14 protein-coding genes are annotated in these 17,608 nt (G+C 75.7%); 7 read left to right on the top strand and 7 right to left on the bottom strand.

The window, feature by feature from the left end; all coding sequences use genetic code 11:
* Positions 1-12 precede the first annotated feature (12 nt).
* Positions 13-507 carry an RDD family protein gene (locus QK440_RS18225; RefSeq protein ID WP_282794179.1) on the top strand — a complete coding sequence of 165 codons (495 nt, stop codon included), beginning with the start codon at positions 13-15 and terminating at the stop codon, positions 505-507.
* A 191-nt stretch (positions 508-698) separates the two neighbouring features.
* Complete coding sequence (locus QK440_RS18230; protein ID WP_190136665.1) at positions 699-965, top strand: WXG100 family type VII secretion target; 267 nt, start codon at positions 699-701, stop codon at positions 963-965.
* 129 nt (positions 966-1,094) lie between these two features.
* Here QK440_RS18230 and QK440_RS18235 read toward each other — a convergent pair whose 3' ends face one another.
* The 4 genes from QK440_RS18235 to QK440_RS18250 form a co-directional block, all read right to left on the bottom strand.
* A complete protein-coding gene (locus QK440_RS18235) occupies positions 1,095-5,552 on the bottom strand; it encodes an FtsK/SpoIIIE domain-containing protein (RefSeq protein ID WP_282794180.1) in 4,458 nt (1,485 codons plus the stop codon).
* A 33-nt stretch (positions 5,553-5,585) separates the two neighbouring features.
* Positions 5,586-6,047, bottom strand: a complete 462-nt coding sequence (locus tag QK440_RS18240; RefSeq protein WP_282794181.1) for a hypothetical protein — start codon at positions 6,045-6,047, stop codon at positions 5,586-5,588.
* A gap of 42 nt (positions 6,048-6,089) precedes the next feature.
* The gene (locus tag QK440_RS18245) at positions 6,090-7,883 is read right to left on the bottom strand and encodes a serine/threonine-protein kinase (protein WP_282794182.1); all 1,794 of its coding nucleotides are present in this window, start codon (positions 7,881-7,883) and stop codon (positions 6,090-6,092) included.
* A gap of 265 nt (positions 7,884-8,148) precedes the next feature.
* Complete coding sequence (locus QK440_RS18250) at positions 8,149-8,961, bottom strand: menaquinone biosynthesis protein (protein ID WP_282794192.1); 813 nt, start codon at positions 8,959-8,961, stop codon at positions 8,149-8,151.
* A 458-nt stretch (positions 8,962-9,419) separates the two neighbouring features.
* On the opposite strand from QK440_RS18250, the gene QK440_RS18255 reads away from it, so the two are divergent.
* Positions 9,420-9,623, top strand: a complete 204-nt coding sequence (locus QK440_RS18255; protein WP_108954893.1) for a cold-shock protein — start codon at positions 9,420-9,422, stop codon at positions 9,621-9,623.
* A gap of 325 nt (positions 9,624-9,948) precedes the next feature.
* Here the strand turns inward: QK440_RS18255 and QK440_RS18260 are convergent, their stop codons facing one another.
* Positions 9,949-10,527, bottom strand: a complete 579-nt coding sequence (locus QK440_RS18260; protein WP_282794183.1) for an XRE family transcriptional regulator — start codon at positions 10,525-10,527, stop codon at positions 9,949-9,951.
* A 106-nt stretch (positions 10,528-10,633) separates the two neighbouring features.
* On the opposite strand from QK440_RS18260, the gene QK440_RS18265 reads away from it, so the two are divergent.
* Together QK440_RS18265 and QK440_RS18270 are read left to right on the top strand one after the other, a co-directional pair.
* On the top strand, positions 10,634-11,368 hold the full coding sequence (locus QK440_RS18265) for an AzlC family ABC transporter permease (RefSeq protein ID WP_282794184.1): 735 nt from the start codon (positions 10,634-10,636) through the stop codon (positions 11,366-11,368).
* Complete coding sequence (locus QK440_RS18270; protein WP_282794185.1) at positions 11,365-11,679, top strand: AzlD domain-containing protein; 315 nt, start codon at positions 11,365-11,367, stop codon at positions 11,677-11,679. Before QK440_RS18265 ends, QK440_RS18270 begins: the two co-directional genes overlap by 4 nt.
* Here QK440_RS18270 and QK440_RS18275 read toward each other — a convergent pair.
* Complete coding sequence (locus tag QK440_RS18275; protein WP_282794186.1) at positions 11,656-13,422, bottom strand: AMP-dependent synthetase/ligase; 1,767 nt, start codon at positions 13,420-13,422, stop codon at positions 11,656-11,658. The two genes, QK440_RS18270 and QK440_RS18275, sit on opposite strands and share 24 nt — an antisense overlap.
* 177 nt (positions 13,423-13,599) lie before the next feature.
* Here QK440_RS18275 and QK440_RS18280 point away from each other — a divergent pair, with 177 nt between their 5' ends.
* The gene (locus QK440_RS18280; protein WP_282794187.1) at positions 13,600-14,625 is read left to right on the top strand and encodes an AraC family transcriptional regulator; all 1,026 of its coding nucleotides are present in this window, start codon (positions 13,600-13,602) and stop codon (positions 14,623-14,625) included.
* Positions 14,626-14,780: 155 nt separating this feature from the next.
* Positions 14,781-15,968, top strand: a complete 1,188-nt coding sequence (locus tag QK440_RS18285; RefSeq protein ID WP_282794188.1) for a lipase family protein — start codon at positions 14,781-14,783, stop codon at positions 15,966-15,968.
* A gap of 111 nt (positions 15,969-16,079) precedes the next feature.
* Here the strand turns inward: QK440_RS18285 and QK440_RS18290 are convergent, their stop codons facing one another.
* The gene (locus QK440_RS18290; RefSeq protein ID WP_282794189.1) at positions 16,080-17,498 is read right to left on the bottom strand and encodes an MFS transporter; all 1,419 of its coding nucleotides are present in this window, start codon (positions 17,496-17,498) and stop codon (positions 16,080-16,082) included.
* Positions 17,499-17,608: the final 110 nt, after the last annotated feature.

Raw genomic sequence — 17,608 nt, forward strand, 5'->3', positions numbered from 1 at the left:
GGTTCCAGCGCCATGACGAAACAGCAGCCGACGCCCGCGTCCACCGCCGCCCGGGCACTTCCCGGCCAGGCCCCCGCCGCGCCGCCGCCCGGCCCGGCCCCGTCCGCGCCGCGCCGGATCACCGGCGCCGTCATCGACGCGCTGCTCGCCCTGGTGTGCGGGGCGGCGGCCGGGGCGGCCGTGGGGATCAAGGTCGTCGACGGCGTGGCGGAGCTGCGCCTCGCCCCCGCCACCGGGGCGGCGGCGCTCGCCGGTGCCGTCGCGTTCTCCCTGGTCAACCACGTCCTGCTGACCGCCGCATGCCGGGCGAGCCTCGGCAAGCTGCTCACCGGGCTGCGCGTGGTCCGCGCGGCCGACGGCGGCTGGCCCGGCCTCGCCCGGCTGACCGGCCGCTGGGTCTTCGGCTTCTACTGGGCGGTGGTCGCCGTCCCGCTGCACGTCGCCTCCGACAGCGACGTACAGCAGCAGGACGCGGTCGGGCTGCGCGTCGTGCGCCGCCCGGCATAACGGCACCTCCGCTTTTTCTCCCGCACGGCCGCCGCACCGCGCCGTGCGGCACTTCCGGTTTTTTTGCTGCGGAATTCCCAACCACCGCAATAAATACGCCACTTCGGGTTTCGGCCTTCAAGGCATTGCGATAGCATCGACCGCGGCGAACGAAAGGTTCGTCTGGCTTTCGACACACGGGGAGGCTCGTCATGTCGCTCAAGGGCGCAGACACCACTCGACTCCGGACTCTTTCCACCACGTTCAAGACCCAGCACGGGAACCTGGACTCCCTGATCCGTGCCATCTCCTCGGGGACGAGCAACAGCGAGGAGTTCTGGAAGGGCCCGCGCGCCAACCGCTTCCGTGACGAGTGGGAGAAGCTGAAGCCGCAGCTCACCAACTTCCTCACCTCGCTGGAGAACGCGCGCAAGGAGACCAGCGACGCGGCCGACGCCAACGACCGCATCAACGACTAGCCGCGGCCGCCCGCAGGCCGGACGGACCGGCCGGTGTCCGGCGGCACCGGTCCGGCGGCACGGTCCGCGCGCACGCACGGCGGAGGGGCCGGGCAGCACTCACGCTGCCCGGCCCCTCCGCCGTGCGGCTCAGGCGCCGCCCGGATCCGGAAGGACGGCCTGCGCGGGCACGGCCTCCCCGCCGCGGACGAACAGTCCGCGGCCGGTCGGCCCGCCCCCGCCGCTGTTCGACGACAGGCGGATGTTGAACATCTCGCCGTCGGCGGAGCCCTGCGGCGAGAGCAGCAGGCCGTTGCGCGACCGGCGCGCGGCCACGACGAAGCCGCGGTACTGCGCGGACAGCGTGTCCACGGCACCCGCCGCGATCAGCGCGAGGCCCCCGTCCATGCCGCGGCGCAGGGCCTCCTCCAGGGCCTCGTCGAGCGGTGTGTCGTAGATCAGCTCGGCGTCGTCGACGACGATGGCGTACGGGCCCTTGGCGGACTCCGTCAGCGCCTCCAGGTCGTCGGAGGAGCTCTCGGCGTCCAGGAGGCCGAGCACCCCCGCCCTGCCCGCGAGGTCCCGCAGCGGCGAGCGGCGCGGCGTCACCAGGACGACCTCGGTGCCCCGCCCCAGCAGCTCGGCGGCCGCGGTGACCAGGGTGCTGGAGCGGCCCGACTTCGGCGGGCCCGAGATGACGAAGCCGGGCCCCGCCTCCTCCAGGTCCAGGCCCAGCCGCTGGAGTTCGTCGCCGCCCACCGCGACGTACGTCCACAGCGGCGAGGGCGCGGTGACCTCCGGCGGGAGCGCCGCGGCCTCGGAGGCCGTGATGCGCGCGGGCAGCACGTCGACGCGGATCGGCTTCTGCCCCGGCCGCGGCCGGCCGGCGCGCTCGGCTGCCGCGCGGGCGATCTCCTGGAGCGCGGCCACCTGCGCCTGGCCGTTGGGGTTCTCGGCGAGCAGCGCGATCTGGCTCTCCTGGACCCCGTCGTCCGTGGCCTTGAGCGCCCGGCCCGGCGGCACCTCCTTGGGCACGTCCTTGGTGGAGATCCCGGCGAACGTGTAGTCCGCGGGGTCGGCCAGGCGCAGCACGAGGCGTTCGGCGAAGGAGCTGGAGATCTCGCCCGTCAGGCCGCTGCGGTCCACGGCCATGACGACCTTGACGCCGACGGCCGCGCCCTCGCGGAAGAGCCGCTTCGCCGACTCGACGAGGCGGCCGTAGTCGTAGTTCTCGAAGGCCACCCGGAACGCGTCCCAGCCGTCGATCAGGACGACCATCCACGGCAGCCTGTCCTCGGGCGCGGCCCCGGCCCGCTGCTCCGCCGCGCTGGACTGGCCCTTCTCCGCGAGCAGCAGCTGCCGCCGGGAGACCTCGGCGAGGAGGCGGCCGAGGAGGCGGTCGACGCGGGCCGTCTGGTCGCGGGTCACCACGGCCCCGCAGTGCGGCAGCCGCGCCAGCGGCAGCAGGGCGTTGGCGCCGCAGTCGATGCCGTAGAGGTGGACGTCGGCGGGGTCGCAGGCCTGCGCGAGCGCGCCCGCGATGGTGCGCAGCGCCGTGGAGCGGCCCGACCGCGGCCCGCCCGCGATCATCAGGTGCTCGCCGTCCGCGAGGTCGAGGGCGAGCGCGGCCCGCGCCTGCTCGGCGGGCAGGTCCGTGAGGCCGTAGGCGACGGGCCGCACCGAGTCGTCCGCCGCGGCGCCCGGCGCCGGGGCGGGCAGCTCGTGCGTCTGGACGTGCGCGGGGATGGGCGGCAGCCAGGGGCTGCGCGGGGTGGCGCAGTGCGCCTGCCGGGCGGCGTCGGCGACGGCGTCCACGAGGACCGCCAGGTCGGTGACCATGGTGCCGTCGTCCCCGTCGTCCTGCGCCGCGCGCGGCGGCGGGTGCCCGTACGCCACCCAGTCCAGCGGCGTGGCGGTGACCTGGGGCGCGGTGCCGGCGCCCGGGCGCCGGCCGCCGATCCGCGCGGACTGCACGCCGACCAGGGACTGGGCACCGGAGCGCACGTAGCAACGGCCCGGCGTGGCCTTGGAGATGGCGGCCGAGTCGGGGGCGTCGATGACGTCCCGCGACTCCTCGCCGTTGGTGACGCGCAGGGCGATGCGCAGGTTCGTGTTGGCGCGGATGTCCGCGCTGACCACGCCCGCGGGGCGCTGGGTGGCCAGCATCAGGTGCACGCCGAGCGAGCGGCCGCGCCGGGCGATGTCCACGAGGCCCGCGATGAAGTCGGGCAACTCCGCGACCAGCGAGGCGAACTCGTCGATGATGAGCACGAGCCGCGGCATGGGCTCCAGGCCGGGGCGGAGCGCGCGGGCGTCGTTGTAGTCCTCGATGTCCTTCGTCTCGGCCGCGAAGAGGATCTCCTCGCGGCGCTTCAGCTCCGCGGCCAGGGAGGCGAGCGCGCGCTCCGTGAGATGGGCGTCGAGGTCGCTGACCATGCCGACGGTGTGCGGCAGGCGCGCGCAGTCCTGGAAGGCGCTGCCGCCCTTGTAGTCGATGAGGACGAAGTTGAGGGCGTCCGGGGTGTTCCCGACGGCGAGCGAGGCGATGATCGTCTGGAGCAGCTCGGACTTGCCGGCGCCGGTCGTGCCCGCGATCAGGGCGTGCGGGCCGTCGCGCCGGATGTCGAGCACGAAGGGCCCGTCCGCGGCGAGGCCGATCGGCACCGCCGTGGTCGCGCCGCCCCGCCGCCAGATCGCGGCGATGTCGCGCCCGGACGGGTCGGGCAGCTCAAGGAGGCTCAGCAGGCGCGCGGCGCTCGGCAGCGCGCTGTCGGCGTCGTCCCGGCTGACGTCGCGCACGGGGGCGAGCGCCCGGGCCACCCGCTCGCACCAGGCCGTGGTGACCTGGTCGGCGAGGACCTCGCCCACGGCCTCGTACCCGTATCCGCGCAGGTGGACGTGGTGCGCGGCCTGCGGTGTCCAGAGGATCGCGGTACGGCACTCCTCCGGCAGCAGGCGCTCGTCCTCGTCGACGCAGAGCGCGAAGATCCCCAGGCCGGGGCCTTCCTGCAGCAGTTGCGGCACGCCGGGCACGCGGCGCAGGAGCCGGGCGCCGTCGAGGACGAGCAGCACGTGCTGGTCGGGGCGGAGCACGTTCAGGCCGCCGTGCTCCTTGGCGGCCGCCTTGCGCCGCTCCAGCTCGGTGAGGAGTTCGGTGACGCGGCGCGAGACGGACTCCGGGTCCGTGCCGAGCAGCGCCACGCAGTTCTGGCCCTGCTGCGGGTCGGTGTGCGGCAGCCACTGGGCCCAGCCCCAGTGCGCGGCGGCGTCCTTGGCCGAGGAGAGCACGACGAGCGACAGGTCGCGCGGGCTGTGCAGCACGGCGGCCTGCGCGGCCAGCCAGCGCGCGGTGGCGGACGCGCGGGCCCGGTCCCCGGCGACGCCGACCACGCCCAGCTCCACGAAGGGCAGCGCGAGCGGCACGTTCGTGACGACCGGGGGCTCGGGCTCCTCGGCGTCGGGAGCGGCCGTGCGGGCGTTGACGAGCTCCAGTTCGGCGCGCAGGTCGCCGAAGCCCACCCGCAGGTGCAGGGCGTCGGGGTCGGTGATCCGCCGCTCCCACAGCCGCCGCCGGGGCCCGGTGGCGAACAGCAGCACCTGCCCCGGGTCCGGGTGGGCCTCGCGGCGCCGGCGCTGGTCGGCCACGCCGAGCCGCTCGACCTCTGCCTCGCAGTCGGCCTTGGCCTGCTTGTACTCCTTCAGCGCGGCCCGGTACTTCTTCTTGCCGTGCCGCCGGTCGCTGATCCACTGGCCGAACATCATCAGGGGCGACAGCAGGCAGAACAGCAGCATGTAGATGGTCTTGGTGACGAAGTACATGCCGAGGCCGAAGAAGAGGGGCAGGACCGCGGCGATGAGCTGGAAGCGCTGCGCCTCCTCCTTCACCGGCGGGGCCGGGACCACCAGGCGCGGCTTCGCTCGCGGCGAGGTCAGCCGGGGCGGGCGGTTGTAGGCGAGGCCGCCCTCGCCCGCGGCGGAGAGGTGGGCGTCGGGCGCGCCGACCTCGGAGAGGCTGAAGAGCGACGCGCCGGACGCCAGCAGCTCCCCCGGCCGCCACGGGCGCGGCCCGGTCACCGGCTCGTCGTCCAGGGCGAGCGCGGCGCCGTCGCCGGGGGCGACCTCGACCCGGCCCTGGATGTCGACGGTGACGCGCGCGGCGAACGGCGCGAGGGAGGGGTCCTCGACGGTGAGCGTGGCGCCGGGCGCCGAGCCGATCGTGCCGGCCCCGGCGGCGAGCCGGGCCACCCGGCCCGCTCCGGGCCCGCCGCTGACCGCCACCTCGTACCGGCCCTGCGGTTCGCCGTCCGCCATGAAGGGTCCGACGGTGTCGTCGGTGGTGAGCCGCACGCCGTCCCTGAGCCGGGCGCCGACGGGCTGGTCCGCGGGCACGAAGGCGCCGTTGACCCAGAGCCCGGCTGCCGCGGGGGCCTGCCCGGCGAACGGGCCGGGCATCGGGACCACCACGCCGGGGGTGGGGCCGGGGCCGCCGCGGCCGTCGAGCCGGTCCACCACGGCGGCCAGTTCCGCCGCGGCGGTGGACTCGTCGACGTCGATCAGCGCTGTCCGCGGCGCAGCTCCTGCCCGGACCACGGTCGCCCGCACTCGCATGGGTACGCGTCCCTCCGTTTCGGCTGCTCGCCGCTAGGCGTTCGGTATGTCCTGGACGGGAACCCCCGGGGCGAACGCCCGCACGGCCGCGGTGAGGCGCTCCCGGTCGAGGGTCCACAGGTTGACACTGCGGCTGGCGAGGAAGACGTCGTGGTCGACGTGGGGAGCGAGCTGCGCCGTCTGCTCGGGGCTCAGGCGCGCGTTCTGGCCGGGCAGCGGCGGGGCGCCCGGCCTGCGGCGCAGGCCGACGTACGACATGGGTCTGCCGCCGATGACGTCGTGCTGCCACAGGACGACCGCCTCGATGTCCTGCCAGGGCACCACGGCCGTCTGCTTGGCGTACTTCGCGGGCGCGCCGCCGAGGGTCACGCCCTGGGCGTCGACGCGGAACGCGACGAGCCGCTTCGTCGCCGCGCCGCTGAGGAGCTGGACCGGGGTCCAGGTGAAGTGGGCCTCGTAGACCGCGGACTGGTGCGAAGGCTGGTCTGCAGACATGGCCGGATCGTAGCCTCCGGGGCCGTGCCCCGTGGCCGGGCCCTAGCGTCCCGTCCGCTTCAGGCGTGCCTGCGGGTTCCCGGCCTTGGCGTCCTCGGAGGTGTACTGCAACTCCGGGCCGACGGGCCGCAGCCGCACCGTGTGGCGTGCCCGGGAGCACTGGCCGCCGTTGGTCTCCGCGCCGGTGCCCGTCGCGACGAGCTCCTTGTCCGTGGCGCTCTTGAAGGTCAGGACGTCGACGCAGGTGTTCCCGATGAGGTCCGTCTGCGTCATGGTGCCGAGGCGCGCGCCGGGCCTGGCGGCCTGGCGGAGGGTGACGTCGAAGGTGCCGATGGGGATCCGGCCCTTCTGGAAGGCGTCACCGCTCCACTCGCCCAGGTACCGGGCGGGCACGGCGCCCTCCTGCGGCGTACCGCCGGTCGCGGCCGGCGGGCGTCCCCCGCCGTCCTCGGCGGAGCCGTCCCCGCCGCCCGGCAGCAGTTCGAGGACGAACACCGCCCCCACCGTGACCGCGGCGAGCGCCCCGGCGACCGCGAGCGCGACGGTGCAACTGACCCTGCGGCCGCGCCCGTCGGCCCGGGCGGGCGCGGCGTCGGCGGCGACGGACAGCGAGAACCTGCCGGGCGCGGTGGGCGCTCCCGCCGCGAGTACGGGGGGCCCGGCGCCGGGCTCGGCCGCGGACGAGGGCTTGTCTCCGTACAAGGGTCCGGGCGCGGGCTCGTCCCCGTCCCCGTCCCCGTATGAGGACCCGCCCGGGCGCGGGGGCCCCGCCGCGTGCGCGGCCCCGGCGGCGTACGGGGACCCGGCGGCGTACGCGGACCCGGCAGACGAGGACTCGCCGTACGGGGACTCGGCGTACGAAGGGTCCGGCGGTCCGAACTCCCCCGCCGCCGTGCCCGGCAGCGGCACGGGCCCCGACGCCGCCGGCGGCTCCGCGCTCCCGGTGTCCAGGTCGAGCAGGCGCACCGCGCCCCGGCCGACCCACTCCACCACGGGGCCCGGGAGCCAGCCCGCCGCCACGAGCGGGGCGGCGCCGGCGGGGGCGAGGCGGCGGGCGAGGTCCGCGGGGGCGGGGCGGGCCCCGGCGTCCTTGGCCAGGCAGGACGCGGCGATGTCCCGCAGGTCGCCGGTCAGCGAGCCCAGTTCGGGTGCCTCGTGGACGACCTTGTAGAGCAGGGCGGCCGAGGAGTCGCCGGGGAAGGGGGGCGTGCCGGTGGCCGCGTACACCAGGACCGCGCCCAGGGAGAAGACGTCGGCGGCGCCCGTGACGCCCTCGCCGAGGATCTGCTCCGGGGCCATGTAGCCGGGCGAGCCGACGGAAACGCCCGTGGAGGTGAGGGACGCCGTGCCGTCGATGGCGCGCGCGATGCCGAAGTCGATCAGGCGGGGGCCGTCCATGGTGAGCAGGACGTTGGAGGGCTTCACGTCGCGGTGGACCAGGCCGAGGCCGTGGACGTGCGCCAGGGCCTCGGCGAGACCCGCGACGAGGACCCGGACCGAGTGCCCGGGCAGCGGGCCGGTGTCGCGGACGGCCTGCGCGAGGGAGGGTCCGGCCGCGTAGCCCGTGGCCACCCAGGGCACAGCCGCCTCCGGGTCGGCGTCCAGGACGGGCGCGGTCCAGTCGCCGCCGACCCGCCGCGCCGCCGCGACCTCGCGCCGGAACCGGGCGCGGAACTCGCCGTCGAGCGCGAAGTGCGGGTGGACGATCTTCACGGCGACCGTACGGCCGCCCGCGCTGCGGCCCACGTAGACCCGGCCCATGCCGCCGGAGCCGAGGCGGCCGAGCAGCCGGTAGGGCCCGATGGCCGTGGGCTCGTCCGGTTCGAGCGGATGCATGACGGAGGCCTCCCCCGGGTGCGCGCTACGCCTGCCCCTGCTCGGTTCAGCCTACGGCGCCGGGGCCGCGGAGCCCGGCGCTGTCTTTGAAAGCCCCGTTCCCGCACGGCGTTCCCGTCCATGGGGTACGGGAATGACCGACGACACCCGGATTTCACTCAGGCGAATTCCTCCGGCACATTCAGCGCCTTCGTCTCCGCGACGGCCGCGGGGCCCGGCCGGGAGCCCGGCCCGCCGCGGCTGTGCCCCCTTTGTCGTCGTACGCCTACGAACTCAGCAGTTCCACGCGTACGTCCGCGGGAAAGCCCGTCGTGGGTCCCACCCGGCGCGCGAACTCCGTGACGCCCTTCAACTGGGCGGGGCCGAAGCGGAAGTCCAGGGTCGTGAAGTACTCCTCCAGGACGCCCGCGTCGAAGGCCTCCCAGCGCGCGGCCTGTTCGGCGACCTTCGTGACCTCCTCCAGGGACAGGTCCCGCGAGGCCAGGAACGCCTGGTGCACCTGGCGCACCACCTCGGGCTCGCGCGCGAGGTAGTCGCGCCGCGCCGCCCACACCGCGAAGACGAACGGCAGGCCCGTCCACTCCTTCCACATCCGCCCGAGGTCGTGGACCTCCAGCCCGAGCCGGGGCGCCTCGATCAGGTTCGCGCGCAGCGCCGCGTCCCCGATGAGCACGGCCGCGTCGGCCTCGCGCATCATCAGGCCGAGGTCGGGCGGGCAGGTGTAGTAGTCCGGTCGTACGCCGACCTTCTCGGCCAGCAGCAGCTGCGCGAGGCGGACGGAGGTGCGCGAGGTGGAGCCGAGCGCGACCCGGGCCCCGTCCAGGCGGTCGAGGGGGACCTGCGAGACGATCACGCACGACATGACGGGGCCGTCGCAGCCCACGGCCAGGTCGGGGAAGGCGACGAGGTCGTCCGCGTTGCGCAGGAACTCGACCAGGGTGACCGGCGCGACGTCGAGTTCGCCGCGCACCACCTGCTCGCTGAGCTTCTCAGGGGTGTCCTTGGTGAGCTCGAAGTCGAGGAGGGTGCCGGTCCGCGCGAGGCCCCAGTAGAGGGGCAGGCAGTTCAGGAACTGGATGTGGCCGACGCGGGGCCGTGCGGTGCGGCGGGAGCTGGGGAGCCGGTCGGCTCCCGCCCCGCCCGAGGTGTCAGCGGGAGAATTGTCCACATCAGTGAGGCTAGCCCTCGTGCGATACGGTGCGGCCGCCGGGGCCCGTCCGGGGTCCCGCGCGCCGCGGCTCGCGCCGTCCCCGCGCCCGTCCCGGCCCGCCCCGCCCGCCGGGTCCGGTTCCGCGCCGGGGCCCCCGTGTCAACCCGCCTCGCGGAAGATCAAACCTCCGGGTGACGTGATCTTGATCCCTATTGCTTCCGGGTGCCTGCGTGCTAAGCTCGCCGCAAGTTGCAGTTTGGTTTCCCTTGCAGTACAGAGCCTGCGGAGCATGTAACCCGCAGGCTCTCGTCGTTTTCAGACTTTTGCAGTTGTTTCAACAATCGCAGGTTCTGGAGCAGGGCAACCCTTTGGCCCAAGGAGGGCTTATGGCTACCGGAACCGTGAAGTGGTTCAACGCCGAAAAGGGCTTTGGTTTCATCGCCCAGGAAGGCGGCGGCCCCGACGTCTTCGTGCACTACTCCGCGATCAACGCCAGCGGTTTCCGTTCGCTCGAGGAGAACCAGGCCGTGACCTTCGACGTCACGCAGGGCCCGAAGGGCCCGCAGGCGGAGAACGTCACCCCCCAGTAAGGGCGGCTTGATCCTCCCGCAAGGGCGGCTTGATCCGGACGGAAAGCAGTACCCAAGGAGCCCCGTGCCAGTTGGCGGTGGGGCTCCTGCCTTTTTCTGGCGTGGGCGCCCTGGGCGGGGTCACCGGCCTTCGGCCTTGTCCTCAATCGCCGGACGGGCTGAATCGTGCGCCGGAAGCGGGTTTTTCAGCCCGTCCGGCGTTTGAGGACGAGGCGCGGAGCGCCGATGGGGGGAGAGGGGCGAAGCCCCAGGCGAAGGGCGGGGGCCCGGGGGCGGCGGCCACCGGTTTCGGGGAGGGGCGGGTCTGGGGCGCCCCCGCGAGGCCTCACACGTGCTGCATGATCAGGACGAAGCTCGTGCCCGGGGCCAGCGCCTCGTAGGCGTGGGGCACGTCGCCCCGGTACGACATGTAGTCGCCGGGGAAGAGCTCCACCGCCCCGCCCCGCGGCCCCGCGAGCAACCGCCCCGCGCTCACCACGAGGTGCTCGATCGTCCCGGGGTTGTGCGGGTCGGACTCCCGCGCCGCCCCGGGCTCCATCGCGCCGTGGTAGATGTCCCGGCGGACCCCGGACGGCCCCGCCGACAGCAGCTTGCCCGCGTACGAGGAGCGCTCCGCGTGCATGACCGGGCCCTCGCCCGCGCGCACCACGGTCACCGCGGGCTCGGACAGCGTCTCGGTGAGCGCGCTGAACGGCACGCCGAGCGCCACCGCGAGCGCCCACACCGTCTCGATGCCCGGGTTCCCGGTGGCCGCCTCCAACTGGGACAGCGTCGACTTGGCGATGCCGGCGCGCTTGGCCAGCTCGGACAGGGAGAGCCCGGCGCGCGTGCGCTCGCGCCGCAGGGCCGCGGCGATCCACTCGCGCGGCGTTCCGGCGGCCGCGCCCGCTCTCTCGGTCGTCATGTCATGCGCTCCCCGGCCCGACGAGGCCATCCACCGGTGACGTTCGATAGAGCGGACCGATCGTTCGCCTTGACGAACGGGGTCCGCTCCACCCATCCTACGACGTATGCGTTCGATACAACGAACGGATGGACCCGCGGAGCGAACACGCGGGGTCGTCCGTCTCTCCGACCTGCCCTCCGGCGTCCTGCGGGACATCGCCCTGCTCTGGGTCGCCGACCTCACCGTCGGCGTCTCCTTCGGCGCGATCGCCGTGGCGAGCGGCCTGCCCCTCTGGGTCCCCGTCGTCATGTCGCTGCTCGTGTACGCGGGCGCCGCCCAGTTCAGCGCGGTCGCCGTGCTCACCGCGGGCGGCGGCCCGGTGGCCGCGGCGGCGACGGGCCTGCTGCTCAACACCCGGACGGCGGCGTTCGGCCTGGCCGTCGGGGACAGCCTGGGCCGGTCCTGGGCCGCACGGCTTGTGGGCGCGCACCTGATCACCGACGAGACGACGGCGTTCGCCCTGGCCCAGCCCGACGCCACCCGCCGCAGGGCCGCGTTCTGGATCACCGGGGCGGGGGAGTTCGTCGCGTGGAACGCGGGAGTCCTCGCCGGGGCGCTGGCCGGCTCGGCCCTCGGGGACACCGCCCGGTTCGGGCTGGACGCCGCGTTCCCGGCGGTGCTCGTCGCCCTGGTCCTGCCCGTCCTGCGGGACGCCGCGCCGAGCACGCGGGGTGCCGCCGCCCTCGGCGCGGTGATCGCCGTGGCCGCGGCGCCGCTGCTGCCCGCCGGGGTGCCGGTGCTGCTCGCGCTGCTCGGCCTGGCCGTCACCGTCCGCCGCCGCGCCGGAGGTGGAGCGTGAACGCCCAGCTCGCCTGCGTCCTCGCCCTCGCCGCGGGCACCTACGCCTTCCGCCTGGTCGGGCCCGCCCTGCACGGGCGCGTCACCGTCCCCGCCCGGGTCCAGGACCTGCTGACCACCGGCGCGACCGTACTGCTCGTGGCGCTGCTCGCGACCGGGGCCCTCACCGAGGGCCACGGCTCCGCCGGCTGGGCGCGCCCGGCCGGGGTGCTCGTCGGCGGCGTCCTCGCCTGGCGGCGGGCGCCGTTCGCGGTGATCGTCCTCGGGGCGGCGGGCGCCACCGCGCTGCTACGCCTCGCCGGGCTGCCCTAGCTCCCCGTACAGCCGCTCCACCACGGCCCCGTACCGCTCCACCACGGCGCGCCTGCGCACCTTCAGGCTCGGCGTGAGCAGGCCCGACTCGACCGTGAAGTCCTCGTCGAGGATCGCGAAGCCGCGGACCCGCGCCGGGCGTGAGACCCGCGCGTTCGCCTCGTCCACCGCCTCCTGGACCAGGGCGCGGACCGCCGGGTCCGCCGCGAGGGGCTCGGTCAGGGCGGCCCCGGACCGCGCCGCCCAGCTTCTGACCTGCTCCGCGTCGAGGGTGAGCAGCGCGACCGGGTAGGGCCGCCGGTCGCCGACCAGGACCGCGCGGGAGACGAACCGCGAGGCCTGGAGGGCGAGTTCGGTCAGGGACGGCGTCAGGTTCTTGCCGCCCGAGGTGATGACGAGGTCCTTCTTGCGGCCGGTGACGGTCAGGTAGCCGTCCTCGTCGAGCGCCCCCAGGTCGCCGGTGTGCAGCCAGCCGTCGGCGTCGAGCGCGTCCCGGGTGGCGGCCGGGTCGCCGTGGTAGCCGGGGAAGACCATCGGGCCGCGCGCCAGGATCTCGCCGTCGTCCGCGATCCGCACCTCGCAGCCCGCGACGGGCCGCCCCACCGTGCCGTACTTCACCGCGCCCGGGTGGTTGAGGCTGATCAGGCCGCCGGACTCCGTCATCCCGTACCCCTCGAAGACCGGGATGCCCGTGGCCCGGACGAAGTCCAGGACGTGCGGGGCGATGGGCGCGCCACCGGTCAGGGCCCAGCGCACCCGGCCCCCGAGCGCCTGCCGGACCGGGCCGAACAGCGTTTGGTCGGCGGCCTCGTACGCCGCCCGCAGGCCGGGCGGCAGCGCCCCGTCGGCCGCGAGCACGCCGAGCCGGACCGCCTCCTCGAACCGCTCGCGCCCGCCCTCCTCGGACTCGGCGAGGGCGAGCACCGTCGCGTACACCTTCTCGAACAGGCGCGGTACGGACGGCAGGTGCGTCGGCCTGGCCTCGGCCAGCTCGGCGACGACGTCCTCGATCCGGCCGCCGAAGTACACGAGCGTGCCGCCCTGGACGAGCGTCGTGCACTGCACGAGCTGCGCGAGGAGGTGGGCCAGCGGCAGGTACAGGTACGTCGCGTCGCCCGGGCCGCCCTCGATGAGCGGCAGGGAGGCGTCCTGCACCGCGCCCAGGTTGCCGTGGGTGAGCACGCAGCCCTTGGGCGGGCCCGTGGTGCCGGAGGTGTAGATGACGGTCGCGGGGTCCTCGGGCGCGCGCCCGCCGGCCCGTGCCAGCAGGTCGTCGTCCCGCACCCCGGCGGCGCCCGCGTACGCGTCCGGGGCCGTCATCACCACCGTCCGCCGCACCCCGGGCAGCTTCCCGCGCAGCCGCTCCACCGCCGCCGCGCGCGCCGCGTCCTCGCACAGCACCACCGAGGCGCCGGAGTCGCCGAGCACCCAGGTCACCTCGTCCTCGCCCGCCGTCGGGTAGACCGGCACGACGACCGCGCCCGCCGCCAGCGCGCCCAGGTGCGCGTACGTCCACTCCGGGCGCGTCTCGGCCAGGACCGCCACCCGGTCGCCGGGCACCACCCCGAGGGCGACGAGCGCCCGGCCGACGGCGCGCGCCCGGTCCCGCAGCTCCCGGTACGACACGTCCCTGTGACCGCCGTCGCGCCGGAACCGCAGCGCGGGCAGCTCCCCGTGCCGGTCCGCCGCCCACTCCGCGAGGACGGACAGCGTACGGGGGCGTCGCGGCTGCGGAGGCGTCATGCCCACGACGCTAGGGACGCGGTCCGGGCGCACGGCATGACGCGGAACGTCACCCCGGCTGACCGGAGCGCTCACCGCCCGCCCTCCCCCGCGCGCCCCGCGGTGAATCGGCCAACCCCGCGCACGCCCCCAACGGGGCCCTTCTGGGGCGGCCGCCCGGCGGTTAACGTCATGGACATGGCCAGGCGGACGATCACCGTGCACCATGTCCGGGCCGTGCTGCGCGGCGCCGAACGCAACGGCGTCGACACCGTGCCGCTGCTCCAGGCCGCGCAGATCCCGCCGCTGCTGCTCGGCGACGACCGCGCCCGCGTCACCGCCCCGCAGTTCGCCCGGCTCTTCCGGGAGCTGTACCGCGCCACCCAGGACGAGTTCCTCGGCCTCGGCTCCGCGCCCAGCAGGCCCGGCACCTTCGCGATGATGTGCCACGCCGCGCTGGGCTGCCGCGACCTGGGCGCGGCCGTGGAGCGCGGCACCACCTTCTACGGCCTCTTCCCCGGCGGGCCCGACCTCGCCCTCACGCGCACCGAGCACATCGCGGTCCTGACCGTGCGCACCGACCTCGACCAGGACTTCTTCCTCGCCGAGTGCCTCGTCATCATCTGGCACCGGCTCTGCAACTGGCTGATCGGCCGCCGCATCCCGCTGCGCTGGGCCGCGTTCTCCCACCCCCCGCCGCCGCACCGGGACGAGTACGAGCTGCTCTTCGGCTGCCCCGTCCGCTTCGGCGCCGACCACACCGGCGCCGGGCTCGCCCCGCACTGGCTGAGCGCGCCGCTCGTCCGCGACGAGGACGCGCTGGCGGCGATGCTGCGCCGCGCCCCCTTCGACCTGCTGTCCCGGCGCGACTACGGCACCACCCTCGCCGAACAGGTCCGGCGCGCCCTCACCACCGCCCTGCGGACCTCCCCGCGGCTGCCCTCGCTCGGCGAGACCGCGGCGCGCTTCGCCCTCAGCCCCGCCACGCTGCGCCGCCGGCTCGCCCTGGAGGCCACCTCGTACCAGGAGCTGAAGGACGCGGTGCGGCGCGACGCGGCGCTCGCCGGGCTCGCCGAGGGCCGCGAGCCGATCGCGGAGCTCGCGGCACGGCTCGGCTTCTCCGAGGACACGGCGTTCCACCGGGCCTTCCGGCGCTGGACGGGGACCACGCCCGGGGCCTACCGGTACGCGTCCCGCGATGGCGCTCCGGGTCAACGAAGCTGAGCGTTCGCGTCAGGTCTCACCCCACTCCCGCGTCATTACGGTCGTCGGCACCTGCACACCTGCACGCTGACCGTCCCGGCCGCACGCGCCGGAACGACGTACGACCCCCGTCACCGAGCAGAGTGGGAACCCCCGTGTCCAGTTGGGAGAGCCGCATGCGCGCACCTACGACCCTCAGACGGCTTGCCGTGACGATCGCCGCGGGCCTGGCGGCCGCGACGCTCGCCGCGGTGCCGGCCCACGCGGACGGCGGCCCCGCCCGGCCGCCGGCCCCGGCCAAGGCGTCCGCCCCCGGCGACCTCGTCGACGTCGAGCCCAGCGCCTTCCACCCGCTGCCCGGCCAGCCCACCGGCACCAGGGCCTGGAAGATCCGCTACCGCTCGACCACGGCGCGGGGCGCGCCGAACACCGTCTCCGGCACGGTCATCGTCCCGCGCGACGGCCACCGGGGCCCGCGCCCGCTGGTCACGTACGCCGTCGGCACGGTGGGGCTCGGCGACCAGTGCGCGCCGAGCGCCGGGTTCCCGCGCGGCACCACCGTGGAGGGCAACCTGATCCAGCAGCTCACCCAGCGCGGCTGGGCCGTCGCCGTCACCGACTACGAGGGCCTCGGCACCCCCGGCGACCACACGTACACCGTCGGCCGCGCGGCGGGCCACGCCGTCCTGGACGCGGCCCGCGCCGCGATCCGGCTGCCGGAGGCGGGCCTCGACGAGGACTCGCCGGTCGGCATCATGGGTTACTCGCAGGGCGGCCAGGCCTCCTCCTGGGCGGCCGAGCTGCACGCCTCGTACGCCCCGGAGCTGAAGGTCAAGGGCACGGCGACCGGCGGCGTGCCCGGCGACCTGATGAAGGTGGCGGACTTCAACGACGGCGCGGCCGGCTCCGGCCTGGTCTTCATGGCGGCGATCGGCCAGGACGCGGCCTTCCCCGAACTGGACCTGGAGTCGTACCTCAACCCGCGCGGCGCGGCCCTCATCGACCGGCTGCGCCACAGCTGCGTGGCGGAGGGCGCGGCCCTCGGTGCCTTCACGCGCATCGAGGACGTCACGGTCGCCAACCCCCTGGAGCGGCCGGAGTGGCGCCGGGTCCTGCGCGACTCCCAGGTCGGCACCCGCGCCCCCGACGCGCCGGTGTACCTCTACCACGCCCTCGCCGACGAGCTGATCCCGTACGGCGTCGGCCGCCAGGTCCGCGCCGACTGGTGCGCGCGGGGCGCGACGGTCGAGTGGCACACCGTCCCGCTCGGCGAGCACGTCACCGGCGTCATCACGCAGTCGCCGCTGGCCGCGCGGTGGCTGGCGGACCGGTTCGCGGGGAAGCCGGTGCGGGGCACCTGCTAGCGGGGCCGGGCCTCGCGGGAGCGGGGCCCTTGCGGGAGCGGGTCCCTTGCCGGAGCGGGTGGCCCAGCAGGGGCGGGGGGAGCCTCGCCCCGGCGCCCGGACGGTGGGCGGTCAGCGCTCGTCCGTCCGGCGGCCGCCGCCCTTCGGCAGCCGCCACAGCGAGAGACCCGCCGTCACCAGGAGCACCGCGCCCACCGCCACCAGCCCCTGCCGCATCCCGCTCACCGAGAACGCCTCGCCGCTCCCGATGAGCGCGCCGAACAGCGCCACCGACAGCGCCCCGCCCGTCTGGCGCAGGGAGTTGAGCAGCCCGGACGCCGTGCCCGCGCGGTGTCCGGGCACCGCGTCCATCAGCAGGGCCGTCAGCGCGGGCACGGCGAGCGCGCCGCCCACGCCGGTCGGTACGAGCAGCACGAGCACCAGCCACAGCGGGGTGTCCGCCGCCAGCGGCAGCAGCGCGAACATCGCCCCGGCCAGGATGACCTGCCCCGTCACGATCACCGGGCGGCGGCCGGCGCGCTCCGCGAACCGGGGCGAGACGAGGTTCGTGGACGTGATGAGCACCGCTAGCGGCACGAACATCAGGCCCGCCGCCACCGCCGACATGCCGCGCAACTGCTGGAGGTACAGGCCGAGCAGGAACACCACGCCGTAGAAGCCCGCGTTCACCGCGAAGCCGACCGCGAGGGAGACGCCGACCTCCCGCCGGCGCAGCAGCGGCAGCGGCACCATCGGCGCGGGGTGGCGCCGCTCGGCGGCGCGGAACGCGACCGCGGCGGCCACCGCGAGCCCGGCCGCGGCGAGCACCGGCGGGCTCGTCAGGCCCGCGTGCCCGCCCTCGATGACGGCGTACGCGAGTGCGCCGAGGCCGAGCACGGCGGTGAGCTGCCCCGGCACGTCCAGGGGCGCCGGGCGGCGCGGCGAGGGCGCGGTGCGGGTGAGCAGGGCCAGGATCAGCGCGCCCAGCGGCAGGTTGAGCAGGAACACCGCGCGCCAGCCGGCCGCCTCGGTCAGCACCCCGCCGAGCACCGGGCCCGCCGCCATCGCGACCGAGCCGCCCACCGTCCACAGCGCGATGGCGCGGGCGCGGCGCCGCGGGTCGTCGTACACCTGCCGGATCAGCGCCAGCGAGGCGGGCATCACGACCGCGGCGGCCGCACCCTGCCCGACCCGGGCCGCGACCAGCGCGCCGATGCCCGGGGCGAGGGCGCAGGCCAGCGAGGCGAGCGTGAAGAGGCCGGTGCCCCAGGCGTACGCGCGCCGCGCCCCGGCCCGGTCGGCGAGCGCCCCCGCGGAGATCATCAGTGCCGCGAACGTCAGCGTGTACGCGTCCACGACCCACTGCAGCCCGGCCATGCCGCCGTGCAGCGAGGCCCGGATGTCCGGCAGGGCGATGTTCACGGCGGACACGTCGACGGTGATGACGGTGAAGCCGAGGAGGGAGGCGAGCAGGGTGGGGCCGGGGCGGGGGGCGGCCTGGCGGGCGGGGGCTTCGGAGCCGGTGGCCGGGGGGTGGAGGGTGGTGGACATGGGGGCCTTTCGGGGGGTGGGGCGGCGCCCCGGCGCGGCGGGGGTGCGGGGGCGGGGCGGGCAAAAAAGGCGGGGGGGGGGCACCCCCCCCCCCGCGCCCAAACCACCCC

Source organism: Streptomyces sp. CC224B (genome assembly GCF_030010595.1).
GTDB classification, from domain to species: Bacteria; Actinomycetota; Actinomycetes; order Streptomycetales; family Streptomycetaceae; genus Streptomyces; species Streptomyces longispororuber.